The organism is Streptomyces sp. NBC_00239 (assembly GCF_036194065.1).
Taxonomy (GTDB): domain Bacteria; phylum Actinomycetota; class Actinomycetes; order Streptomycetales; family Streptomycetaceae; genus Streptomyces.
On record NZ_CP108095.1, the window covers coordinates 7,501,680 to 7,513,969 of the forward strand.

Annotated in this window: 9 protein-coding genes and 1 pseudogene; 7 read left to right on the top strand and 3 right to left on the bottom strand. The window is 70.6% G+C overall.

What is annotated here, in order from left to right:
* The first annotated feature begins 145 nt into the window (after positions 1-145).
* The 3 genes from OG764_RS33235 (at position 146) to OG764_RS33245 (ending at position 7,322) form a co-directional block, all read left to right on the top strand.
* Positions 146-4,450 (top strand): hybrid sensor histidine kinase/response regulator, encoded by a 4,305-nt coding sequence (locus OG764_RS33235; RefSeq protein ID WP_328972035.1) that lies wholly within the window; start codon positions 146-148, stop codon positions 4,448-4,450.
* Positions 4,447-6,906, top strand: a complete 2,460-nt coding sequence (locus OG764_RS33240; RefSeq protein WP_443056124.1) for a SpoIIE family protein phosphatase — start codon at positions 4,447-4,449, stop codon at positions 6,904-6,906. Before OG764_RS33235 ends, OG764_RS33240 begins: the two co-directional genes overlap by 4 nt.
* Before the next feature lie 86 nt (positions 6,907-6,992).
* Positions 6,993-7,322 (top strand): STAS domain-containing protein, encoded by a 330-nt coding sequence (locus OG764_RS33245; RefSeq protein WP_328972036.1) that lies wholly within the window; start codon positions 6,993-6,995, stop codon positions 7,320-7,322.
* A gap of 82 nt (positions 7,323-7,404) precedes the next feature.
* Here the strand turns inward: OG764_RS33245 and OG764_RS33250 are convergent, their stop codons facing one another.
* The gene (locus OG764_RS33250) at positions 7,405-7,773 is read right to left on the bottom strand and encodes a PRC-barrel domain-containing protein (protein ID WP_328972037.1); all 369 of its coding nucleotides are present in this window, start codon (positions 7,771-7,773) and stop codon (positions 7,405-7,407) included.
* 364 nt (positions 7,774-8,137) lie between these two features.
* Positions 8,138-8,299, bottom strand: coding sequence for a hypothetical protein (locus tag OG764_RS33255; RefSeq protein WP_037789996.1), 162 nt, complete (start codon positions 8,297-8,299; stop codon positions 8,138-8,140).
* A gap of 187 nt (positions 8,300-8,486) precedes the next feature.
* Between OG764_RS33255 and OG764_RS33260 the strand changes: the two are divergent.
* The 3 genes and pseudogenes from OG764_RS33260 to OG764_RS33270 all read left to right on the top strand — a co-directional run.
* A pseudogene (locus OG764_RS33260) lies at positions 8,487-8,702 on the top strand (DUF3618 domain-containing protein); the annotation flags it as partial.
* A gap of 33 nt (positions 8,703-8,735) precedes the next feature.
* The gene (locus OG764_RS33265; protein WP_328973257.1) at positions 8,736-9,050 is read left to right on the top strand and encodes a hypothetical protein; all 315 of its coding nucleotides are present in this window, start codon (positions 8,736-8,738) and stop codon (positions 9,048-9,050) included.
* A gap of 208 nt (positions 9,051-9,258) precedes the next feature.
* Positions 9,259-9,522, top strand: a complete 264-nt coding sequence (locus OG764_RS33270) for a DUF5133 domain-containing protein (RefSeq protein ID WP_328973258.1) — start codon at positions 9,259-9,261, stop codon at positions 9,520-9,522.
* Between the two features lie 186 nt (positions 9,523-9,708).
* On the opposite strand, the gene OG764_RS33275 is transcribed toward OG764_RS33270, so the two are convergent.
* Positions 9,709-11,316, bottom strand: a complete 1,608-nt coding sequence (locus OG764_RS33275) for an FAD-dependent oxidoreductase (RefSeq protein ID WP_328972038.1) — start codon at positions 11,314-11,316, stop codon at positions 9,709-9,711.
* Positions 11,317-11,583: 267 nt separating this feature from the next.
* Here OG764_RS33275 and OG764_RS33280 point away from each other — a divergent pair, with 267 nt between their 5' ends.
* Positions 11,584-12,270 (top strand): HemK2/MTQ2 family protein methyltransferase, encoded by a 687-nt coding sequence (locus OG764_RS33280; protein WP_328972039.1) that lies wholly within the window; start codon positions 11,584-11,586, stop codon positions 12,268-12,270.
* The last annotated feature ends 20 nt before the right edge of the window (positions 12,271-12,290 follow it).

Below are 12,290 nucleotides of genomic sequence, written 5' to 3' on the forward strand. Positions count from 1 at the left end.
AGCCGCGGTTTTCCCGAGCAAGGGGCGGGAAGGCCGGTTCGGGCCGTGGACGGTCTCGGGGGCGAAGGCGGCCGCCGGGGGATTAGCCTGTCGGGGGACGTTCGAGGCCTCGGGCACGGCCTGGTCACAGGGAGATGGGGCAGGGATGGTCAAGCCGGCGGTTGCAGCGGCGAGTACGAACAATCCGGGGGCGGTGGGGGAGCCTGAGCTCCGTCGGCTCCTGGCCGGGCTGACGGCCGTACGGGACGGTGACTTCGGCACCCGTCTGCCGGACGAGGCCGACGGGCTGCTGGGGGAGATCGCCACCGTCTTCAACGGGATGGTCGATCAGCTCTCCCTGTTCACCTCGGAGGTGACCCGCGTCGCCCGCGAGGTGGGCACCGAGGGCGCCCTGGGCGGTCAGGCCGTGGTCCCGGGGGTCGCCGGAACCTGGGCGGACCTGACGGACTCCGTGAACGCCATGGCCGGCAACCTCACCGACCAGGTCCGCAACATCGCCCAGGTGACGACGGCCGTCGCCAAGGGCGACCTGTCGCAGAAGATCGCCGTCGACGCCCGGGGCGAGATCCTGGAGCTGAAGAACACCATCAACACGATGGTCGACCAGCTGTCCGCGTTCGCCGACGAGGTCACGCGCATGGCCCGCGAGGTGGGCACCGACGGCCGGCTCGGCGGGCAGGCGGACGTGAAGGGGGTGTCCGGAACCTGGCGCGACCTGACCGACTCGGTGAACTCCATGGCCGGCAACCTCACGGCTCAGGTCCGTTCCATCGCCGAGGTCGCCACCGCGGTGGCGCGGGGGGACCTCTCGCAGAAGATCCGGGTCGATGCCCGGGGCGAGATCCTGGAGCTGAAGGAGACCATCAACACGATGGTCGACCAGCTGTCCGCGTTCGCCGACGAGGTCACGCGCGTGGCCCGCGAGGTCGGTACCGACGGCCGGCTCGGCGGGCAGGCGGACGTGAAGGGGGTGTCCGGAACCTGGCGCGACCTGACCGACTCGGTGAACTTCATGGCCGACAACCTCACCGCCCAGGTCCGTTCCATCGCCGAGGTCACCACCGCGGTGGCGCAGGGCGACCTCTCGCAGAAGATCCGGGTCGATGCCCGGGGCGAGATCCTGGAGCTGAAGGAGACCATCAACACGATGGTCGACCAGCTGTCCGCGTTCGCCGACGAAGTCACTCGCGTGGCCCGGGACGTGGGCACCGAGGGCAACCTGGGAGGCCAGGCCACCGTCCGGGGCGTGTCGGGCACCTGGAAGGACCTGACGGACAACGTCAACGTGATGGCCTCGAACCTGACCGGCCAGGTGCGCTCCATCGCCCAGGTGGCGACCGCCGTGGCCCGCGGAGACCTCTCGCAGAAGATCACCGTGGAGGCGAAGGGCGAGGTCGCGGCGCTGGCGGGGGGCATCAACGCGATGGTGGACACCCTGTCCGCGTTCGCGGACGAGGTGACCCGCGTGGCCCGCGAGGTCGGCACCGAAGGCCGGCTCGGCGGCCAGGCCAGGGTGCCCCATGTCGCCGGCACCTGGAAGGACCTGACCGAGAACGTCAACTCCATGGCGAACAACCTGACCGGACAGGTCCGCAACATCGCCCTGGTCACCACGGCGGTCGCCAACGGCGACCTCTCCAAGAAGATCGACGTCGACGCCCGCGGCGAGATCCTCGAACTCAAGACGACCATCAACACGATGGTCGACCAGCTGTCCTCCTTCGCCGCCGAGGTGACCCGGGTGGCGCGCGAGGTGGGCAGTGAGGGCCGGCTCGGCGGCCAGGCAGAGGTGGAGGGCGTCTCCGGCACCTGGAAGCGCCTGACGGAGAACGTCAACGAGCTCGCCGGCAACCTGACGCGCCAGGTGCGTGCCATCGCCGAGGTCGCCAGCGCGGTCGCCGAGGGCGACCTCACGCGGTCGATCACCGTGGACGCCTCCGGCGAGGTCGCCGAACTCAAGGACAACATCAACTCCATGGTCGGCTCGCTGCGCGAGACGACACGGGCCAACCAGGAACAGGACTGGCTCAAGTCCAACCTTGCCCGGATCTCCGCCCTCATGCAGGGCCACCGCGACCTCGCCGCCGTCGCGGAACGCGTCATGGACGAACTGACCCCCCTGGTCGATGCGGGCTACGGAGCCTTCTACCTCGCCGAGGAGACCGACGGCACGACCTGGCTTACGCTGATCGGATCGTTCGGGCGGCCCGCCGAAAGCCCCACCGCCGCCCTGCGCGTACGCGAGGGCGAGACCCTGGTGGGGCAGGCGGCCCGCAGCCGCCGCATCCTCACCACCGACAACGTGCCGTCCGGCTACCTCATCTCCTCCGGCCTGGGCGGCGCCGCTCCGGCCAACCTCATCGTGCTGCCCATCCTGGTCGAGGACCAGGTCCTCGGGGTCATCGAACTCGCCTCCTTCAACCCCTTCACCCCCGTCCACCGCGACTTCCTCGGGCGCCTGATGGAGACGGTCGGCGTCAACGTCAGCACCATCGTCGCCAACGCCCGTACGGACGAACTCCTCGGCGAATCACAGCGGCTCACCGGTGAACTCCAGGCCCGCTCCGAGCAGTTGCAGGTCCAGCAGGACGAACTCCAGCGGTCCAATGCCGAACTGGAGGAGAAGGCCGCCCTCCTCGCCACGCAGAACCGCGACATCGAGACGAAGAACCTGGAGATCGAGCAGGCCCGCCAGGAGCTCGAGGAACGGGCCCGACAGCTCTCCCTCGCCTCGAAGTACAAGTCGGAGTTCCTGGCCAACATGAGCCACGAGCTGCGTACCCCGCTCAACAGCCTCCTCATCCTTGCCCAGTTGCTCGCCCAGAACCCGTCCCGCAACCTCACCCCCAAGCAGGTCGAGTACGCGGGAATCATCCACTCGGCCGGCTCCGACCTCCTCCAGCTCATCAACGACATCCTCGACCTCTCGAAGGTCGAGGCGGGCAAGATGGACGTCAACCTGGAGCGGGTGTCGCTCAAGCGGCTCCTGGACTACGTGGAAGCCTCCTTCCGGCCCCTGACGACCCAGAAGGGCCTCGAGTTCGACATCACGACCTCGGCCGGGGTGCCCGTCGACCTGTTCACCGACGACGCCCGGCTCCATCAGATCCTGCGCAACCTGCTGTCCAACGCGGTGAAGTTCACCGAACGCGGCCGGGTCCAGGTGCGGATCGAACCGGCGCGCGCCGCCGAGCTCCCCCCGGAGCTGACGCGGGCCGGCTCGGTGGTCGCCTTCAAGGTCGTCGACACCGGCATCGGCATCGCCGAGGAACAGCTGGAGGTGATCTTCGCCGCGTTCCAGCAGGCCGACGGCACCACCAGTCGTAAGTACGGCGGAACCGGCCTCGGCCTGTCCATCACGCGGGAGATCGCCCGGCTCCTGGGCGGCGTGGTCACGGCCACCAGCACGCCCGGCGAAGGATCGACCTTCACGCTGTACCTGCCGGTCTCGCGCGCCGATGCCGCCGACCGGGACGCGCAGGCCCCCGCCGTGCAGGAAGCCGCCCACTCCGGCGACCGCCCGGGCGACGGCAGTGCCGACGCTCCGCAGGAGCGCCACCCCCGGCGGCTCCTGGTGATCGAGGAGCGCAGCAACGGTCTCCTCAGCCTCGTCGCCGAGAGCGCCGCCACCGATCTGGTCGCGGGACGCTCGGCCGCGAGCCCGTCCGACCAGGTCGAGGTCGTCGGCGCCGTGACCGCCGCGGACGCGGCCGCCGTCCTCGCGCAGGCGCCGTTCCACTGCGTGGTCCTCGAACTGGGCTCCAACGGAGAAGCCCTGAGCTTCCTCGAGGCCCTTGGGGGAGACACGGCCCTGGCCGCCCTGCCGGTGCTCGCCCACGACAACCGGCGCATGACCGGAGAGCAGCAGGACCAGATCGCCCGGTACGCCACCGGCCGACGCCTCGAAGTGCTCTCCAGTCTGGACGAACTCCGCGAACGGATCACCCTGCACCTGTCGGTCGACCGCCTCGGGGACGTCATGCCCCCCGTACGGCCGGAGGCCGACCTCGCCCCGGCTGAACACGCCCACATCGACGCCGACCTCGCGGACAGGTCCGTCCTGGTCGTCGACGACGATCCGCGCAACCTGTACGCGATCAGCGGCATCCTCGAACTCCACGGCATCCGGGTCCTGCACGCCGAGAACGGCCGCAAGGGCATCGACACCCTGACGAGCACCCCGGGCATCGACCTGATCCTGATGGACGTCATGATGCCCGAAATGGACGGGTATGCCGCAACCGCGGAGATCAGAAGCATGCCCCAGTACGCCGACCTGCCCATCATCTCGGTCACCGCCAAGGCCATGCCCGGCGACCGCGAGAAGAGCATCGCCTCCGGATCGAGCGACTACGTCACCAAGCCCGTCGACGCGAACGACCTGATCGCCCGCATCCGCCAGTGGCTCCGTCCCGCAGCCGCCCGCACGGAAGACGCCCAATCCCGGTGAGCGACACGCACGACGAGACCGGAGCGCCCCGGCCGCGGGTCCGCTCGCGCACCGGCACGGGCGGACCGGGGGTCCCGCCCGCCCGTCGCACGGTGGAGCAGGGCGCGCCCGGCACCGCGGAGGGGGACGACGTGGGACGGCTCGCCGCCACCGTGGAGCGGCTGCGCCAGGAAGCCCTGGACGCCCAGTGGGCCGCCGACGGGCGTGCGCTGATCGAGATGGCCAAGGGCATCTTCGTGGGACGGCTGGGGTGCGGGCCCGCCGAGGCCTCCCGGCAGCTGACCAAGCTGGCGGAGCAGTCGGGCGTCACCGTCCTGGCCCTGGCGGTCGACGTCATCAACCAGGCTGCGCGCGACCACGTCAGCGAGATCGCGGAGCAGTTCCTCAGAACCGCCGCCGGAGAGCCCTCCGACCCGGACGGACCCGCCCCCGCCGTCCGGCTGCGAGCGGCCGAGAGCCGCGCGCTGGCGGCGACCGACTCCCAGGCCGTGGCCAGCGCGCTGCTGGAGAACGCGCTCGCACCGCTGGGCGCCTGCGGCGTCGCGATCTGGCTGGTGGGCGCGGACTCCTCGCTCACCCTGGTCGGCCAGGCGGGGTTCACGGAGGAGGAGGCCGGACGTTGGCGCTACGTCCCGCCGGAGGTGGCCACCTGCGCCCGGCTGGCCCTGCACGGCCGGGAACTCACGGTCGTGGCCGCGCTCTCCGACGCGGGGATCCCCACCATCGGCCGGCGCCGGCACCCCGAGGGCGGACGGATCGTGGTCCCGGCCGGAACCGGCGGCCGCATCCACGGAGTGCTCGAGGTCGGCTGGCCGGACCGACTGCCTCCGCAGCCTCCGCAGATCGTGCGGCAGCTGGAAGCCATGGCCGAACTGTGCGCCCACACCCTCGGGGAGCAGTCCGCCGACGAGGCGCCCCGCACCACGCCGGGTGCGGACCTGGCAGGCGTCGCGGAACTGACCGACCTCGCCGACCACCTCCACGACCCCGTACTCATCCTCACACCCCAGCTCGATCCCGCCGGCCGGCTCTCCGACTTCCGAATCCACCACACCAACAACCGCTTCGTCGACCCCGCCGGCCGGCCCCGCTCGCTCGTGACCGGCGCGCACTTCCTCGAGGCCTATCCGGCCGCCGCGGAGGGCAACGGCCTCTTCTCCAAGCTGGAGCGGGTCTACGCGACCGGCGAACCCTGCCGGGCGCCGCGTACGACGCTCACGGCCTTCGTGGACGAGGTGCCCCTCACCTCGGTCGCCGACGTCAGCATCAGCCGGCACGGTGCCGCCCTCCTCCTCATCTGGAAGGTCGAGGACGAGAGCGCACGGCTGGCCAGCCTCCTGCAGCACGCGCAACGCCTCGGCAGGGTCGGCGGTTTCGAGGAGAACGTCCGCACCGGCGCCATCACCTGGAACGGCCAGCTGTTCAGCCTGTTCGGGCTGCCCACGACCGCCGCCCCCGTACCCCTGGCGGAGCTCGCCGACCACGCCCACCCCCACGACGTCAACTCCATCGGCCGGTTCCTGCGCACACTCCTGCACAGGCTGCGCGAGTCGTCGGTGGACTTCCGGCTGCGCCGCCCCGACGGCATCACCCGCCACATCCGGATCGTTGCCGAACCCGTCCTGGACGAGCAGGGACGCCTGTATTCCGTACGCGGCGCCTGCCAGGACGTCTCGGCGCAGCACTGGACGGAAGTGGCCCTCGCGGCCACCCGGGACCAACTCGCCAGCAGCGAGGCCGAATCCGCGGACCGGACCAGGCTCACCCTGCAACTCCAGCAGGCCATCATGCCGCCCGCCCCGGCCGCCCTGGAGGTCCCGGGCATCCGCATCGCCGTCCGCTACCGGCCGGCGGAGTCGGAATCCCTCGTCGGCGGCGACTGGTACGACGCGGTCGTGCTGCCCGACAACAAGATCCTCATCAGCGTCGGGGACGTGGCCGGCCACGGCATCCAGGCGGCCACCGGCATGGTCGTCCTGCGCAACGCGCTGCGCGGCCTGGCAGTCACCGGCGCCGGCCCCGCGCAGCTGCTGTCCTGGCTGAACACCGTCACCTACCACCTCACCAGCCATTTGACGGCCACCGCCGTCTGCGGGATCTACGACCCGGAGACCCGGACCCTGCGCTGGGCGCGCGCGGGCCATCTGCCCCCGGTCCTGGTCAGGGGGACGGAGGCCCGGGCCTTCCCCCTCGCGTCGGGCACGCTCCTCGGAGCCCTGCCCGACATCGCGTACACGGAGGAAGAAGTGCAACTGGAACGCGAGGACATCCTGCTCATGTACACCGACGGCCTCGTGGAACGCCGGGACGCCTCCGTCACCGACTCCCTGGCACAACTGCTCACCGTGGCGTCACGCCCTGCGGACTCCCTGGAGAAGCGCCTCGACAACCTGCTGACCTACAGCACCTCCGACACCGACGACGACACCTGCCTGATCGGTGTCCGGGTGCACTGACCGGCCCGGGGGCGCGTAGCCTTCGGTTGTTGCGGCGGGCAGCGGGCTGGGGACGGGCTGCGCTGAAACGATGTGAGGGAGTACAGGTGGACCAGCAGGTACGAGTACAGCCGGCAGAGGACGGGATCCGCGTCATCGTCTGCGTGGGGGAGTTCGACCAGGACACCCTGCAGCCGCTCAAGGAGTCCAGCGAGCAGGCCGCCGCCGACCCGGAGGTACGCAGGATCGTCCTGGACGTCAGCCAGGTCGGCTTCGCCGACTCCTCCATGCTCAACCAGATGCTGCTCCTGCTGCGCACGGGCCGCCTCGTGCTGGCGGGACCGGTTCCCCCTCAGCTGGGTCGGCTCCTGGACCTCACGGAGGCGCGGGGCCTGTTCCAGGTCGCCGACAGCGTCGAGGCGGCGCGCAGCCTGTAGGGGAAGGGTGTTGACCCCACGACGACGCCGGTCCCCACACCCAGGAGGGTGTGGGGACCGGCGTCGTCGTGCGGGAAGGGGATCAGGCGGGTCGGCCGCCGAAGGGGCCGCCGGTGCCGTAGTACGTGCCCAGCTCCTCCCGGTACCCGGCGTCGCCGAGGTGCTTGTCCCGGTGGAACTCGGGGGCGTTCTTGATCTGTTCCTTGGTGCGGTTGACGAACACCTTCTGCTCTTCCGAGTCGATCCTGACGATGGTGCCGGCAGGCAGCAGGACCTCCTTGCCGAAGATCCATACGCCGGTGTCGACGACCAGGTAGGCGTCACCGACCTCGTCGGAGTGCTTGTCGACCTTGCCGATGCTGCCGTCGGTCGCCTCGACCTTGTAACCGGTCAGATCGGTACCGGCCAGGTGGCCCGAGGTCGGCTGGTAACTCCACACATGCTCAGTCACGCGAAAAACAACTCCTCCGGTCAACGGGGGACGGCGGAAGAACGAACTGTCCACCGATCCACCCTGTTCCGTACGTCGTGTTCGGCGGTTGCTGCGTTCCGCCTGAACTTCGCCTTCCCCGCCTTTACGACTTCACGCACCCGGATCGGCGCATGGACCGGGGCGGCCGTCGATCATTGGAGGTGAGCAGGTTCCCTGCTGCGTCACGGCGACCGTCCCGGCTGTCCTCCGGATGCCCCCGATGTGTTCCTTTATCCGTTCCGGGTTCGCGAGTGCCTGCCGACGATGAAATGGCGGTGGCCGGTCGCCCCAGGAAGGGATGACCGGCCACCGCCAGGCGGTGGAACCGCGCTTCGCCTTACGGCTACCAGCGATACCAGCGGCCGCTACCGCCCTTGGGTCGTGCGACGAAACCGATCAGCCACAGGATCAGGACCGCGATGGCCACCCACCAAAGAATCTTCACCGCGAAACCCGCGCCGAAGAGGAGAAGGACCAGCAGAAGAACGAGAAGCAGGGGAACCATGATTATCAACCTCCGAAACGCCGTGTGCCCGACCGCACCCAGGACATGCATTCGATTCTTGTTTGTTTCTTGTCCTGATGGCCGGGCAGGAGTTCCTGCCTGCATTCTCTGACGGCGCGCGAGCAGAGCTCCTGCCCGTGGGGCGGGTGTTGAGGCGATGGCGGGGTAAGCGCGCATTGACGACGGCATGCACATTTCATCGAGGAGGCTCCGCTATGGCGGCTCGCAGTGCGGTTCGCAGTGCACTTCGGCACCGGCCCGCCCAGGAGCGACCGGTCCCGATCCGCCGCCTGCACCCCGCTTCCGAGACGCCTGCCCCGCAGAGCTGTGCGAGAACGTCGGACGTACTCGTGACGAACTCGGCCGGACGGTCGAGGTTCTGGCCGCGAAGGCCGACATCAAGGCCAACGCCCAAACCAAGGAGAAGATCGCCGTGATGAAGCAACAAACAGCCGAGAAGGCCTCTCTGATCGCCGACCAGATCCGCGACAAGGCGGGACGAGCCGCCCAGCTGGTACGGGACAGGACTCCGGACCCGGTCCTGGACAAGACCGCGCAGGCCGCCGCGCAGGTGTGGGACGGCGCGACCCGCGCCGGCCGGTACGCGGCGGACAAGACCCCCGACCCGCTGCTGGAGAACGCCGGTCGGGCCGCCACGGCCGCACGCGGCAACCGCACTCCGCTCCTGCTCGCCGGCGCTGTGATCATTGGGTTCGTGCTCGTCCGTCGCAGCCGCGGACGTCGCCGATGAGGGACTCCAGGGTCGCCTGCAAGCCCGCCGGTCTCGCCCTGTCTTCGCTGTAACCCCCATGTGGTGAGCGGGGTCACACCGTGCGGGGGCGGGGGATTGGTCCGGCGTCGTCGCCTGCGGTGCATGGGACGCCCGTGCCGGGGCAGGCGACGCGTCGGGGGCAGCAGGCCGCCTGTGACTCCGGCGTGTGTGAAGGAGCGAGATCGTGATGATGACTCACCCCGCGGTGCTGGCGCGTCTGGTGGAGGAGTACGAGAGGGAGTCGGAGCTGCGGGCCGCAGGTCCCGACGGACCGGTGCGGCAACAGATGGAGGACGTGGTCTACACGCTGTGCGTGTCGACCGGGACGCATGACATCGACGCAGCGCTGGCCGCGGCGCGGGACCGGCTGCGTACCGCATGGCTCGGTGAGGCGGATGACGCGGAGGCGGCGGCACGGGACGGTCGGGCCTTGAGCGGTACGGCGGGATAGGCCGTCCGCGCCGTACCGGCCCTCGGGCCGGTACGGCGCCGCCCGCCCGGCCGGCGGGGTGGACGGCCCGCTCAGACGGCAGTGGCCGGCGCGATCACCTGAGCCGACGCCTGGCCGGGAGCACCATCGTGACCGGGAGCACCATCATGGAGCCTGAGGTCGGCGCCCCCGGCCGCAGGTCCGTCCCTATTCAGTCCCGGCAGGTCCGTCCTCTTCAGCGCCCGCCGGAGCCGGCCACAGCTCTTCGGGGTCCTGCCGTTCCAGTGCGTGGAGGGCCGGTCCCTGGAGGATCTCGCCGTCGATGGCGAAGCGGGAGCCGTGACAGGGGCACTCCCACGTCCGCTCGGCGTTGTTGAAGGCGACGAGGCACCCGAGATGGGTGCAGACGGCGGACACGGCGTGCAGCCCACCCCGGTCGTCGCGGTGTACGGCGCACGGTTTGCCGCCCACCCGGACCACGGTTCCCTCGCCCGGTCGCAGGCTTCGGACCGGGCCGTCGGTGCCGTCGCCGAGGGTGTCCAGGCGGTCCTTGACGAAGTGCTTCCCGACGTCCCATTGCGCCTTGAGGAGCGCCGGGGCGGAGCGGAGGGCGGAGCCGAAGCGGCCGGGGCTGTACAGACCGCCCCACGGCTCGTCTCCGCCTTTGACGAGGGACGCGATGATCGTCCCGGCCAGGACCCCGCCCGTCATGCCCCAGCCGGCGAAGCCGGCGGCGACGTAGACGCTCCCGCCCCCGCCGGGCATTGCGCCGATCAGGGGCAGCGTGTCCGTGGCGCTGTTGTCCTGTGCCGCCCACCGGTGGGTGATCGCGACGTCGGGAAAGTGCTGCTCGGTCCAGCCCTGGAGGCGGGCGTACCCCGCCTCGGTGTCCTCTCCCTCGCCGGGGGTGAACGCCTCACCGGTGACGATCAGGAGTCGACTGCCGTCTCCCAGTGGTGACGTGCGGACGGATCGCTTGCCCCCCTCCTCGGTGATGAACATGCCCTCCGGGTCCCGGTGGGCGGGCAGGGAGCCCGCGATCACCAGGTCGCGGTGCTGGGTGAGCCGCGTGGCGAGCACGGAGCGGTCGAAGACGGGGTGATGGGTGGCCACGACGACGTGCCGGGCGGAGACGGTGACCCCGGAGTCGGTGGTGAGCCGACACGGCTCCCCGCCGTCGAGTTCGGTCACACGCGTGCCCTCGTGGATGAGGCCGCCGAGCGCCACGATGTCGTCGGCCAGACCGCGCAGGTACTTGAGCGGGTGGAACTGAGCCTGGTCCTCGACCCTGACGGCGCCGGCGACGGGGAAGGGCAGGCCCGTCTCGGTGACGAACGAAGCGTCGAGGCCGGCCGCGCGGGCAGCTTCGGCCTCCGCGCGCAACGCCTCGACGCCCTCGGGCTCCTGGCAGTAGGTGAGGGCCGGGCGCCTCTCCACCTCGCAGTCGAGGCCGAGTTCCCCGACCACCTCGATGACGTGCCGCAGCGCGGCGCTCTGGGACGTCGCGTACCGGCGGGCGGCGTCCTCTCCGTGCTCGGACCGGAGCGTGTCGTACACGGCGGTGTGCAGGGCGGTCAGCTTTCCCGTCGTATGGCCCGTGACGCCTCCCGCGAGCCGGTCCGCTTCCAGCACGATGACCCGGAGGCCCGCACGGGCCAGTTCCCACGCTGTGCTGAGACCGACGATGCCGCCGCCGATCACCGCCGCATCCGCCTCCGCGGCCCGTGAGAGCGGGGCGAAGGACGGCAACGAGGCCGTCCGCATCCAGTAGGAGCGGCCGGTGTAGGAGCGGTCGATGTTCGAAAGTCGGTTCATATCCGGCGGCTGCCCAGGAGACCCCACCTGATGCGCTGCCGCTCCCTCCGGTCACCCGCTGTGCCGATTCGGGCACGCAGAGGATCGCCGGAAGCGAGCGTTCCCATCTCGGCCCTCTCGGACCCTCTCGGACCCTCTCGGACCCTCGGATCATGTTCGATGCTCCGAAGATCGCCGGAATCCTGAATGAGGTCGCCGACTCGGGGCAGCCGCCGTGTGACGTCCACGAAGCGGCCTGTACGGGCGCCGCGATCCCGGAGGTGCGCGATGTCCAGTACGGCCCTGACCTTGGGTACTCTCCCCGGCGGCCTGGTCGCCCTGCCGACCGTCTACCGCCCGCAGGCGGACACCCACCTGCTCGCCGAGGCGCTTGCCCGCGAGGAGCTGGGCCCCCGCACCAGCGTTCTGGAAATCGGCACCGGGACCGGCGCGCTGGCTCTGCACGCCGCTCACAGAGGTGCCGCGGTCACGGCGGTCGACGTCTCCTGGCCGGCCGTCGCATCAGCGCGCGTGAACGCCCTGCTCCACCGGCTTCCCCTGCGCGTCCTGCACGGCGACTTCAGGGCCCGTACCGTCGGCCGGCGCTTCGACCTGATCGTGGCGAACCCGCCGTACGTACCCGCTCCGGGCGTGAAACCGCCCTCGCGGGGGCCGCAGCGCGCTTGGGACGCCGGCCCGGACGGACGCCTGGTGATCGACCGGATCTGCGCAGCCGCTTCCGCTCTGCTGCGTCCCGGCGGCGCTCTGCTGATGGTGCACTCCGGCCTGTGCGGGACCGAGGAGACCGTGGACCGGCTGGCCGGGGAAGGGCTGTCCGCGCAGGTCACAGCGAAGGCGTCCGTTCCCTGGGGCCCGGTCCTGCGCTCGCGACGGATCTGGCTGGAGCGGCAAGGCCTGGTGAGCGAGGCCGAGGAGTGGGAAGAGCTGGTGGTCATCCGTGCCCAGAACCTTTGACGACACACCGTGCCCGGCAT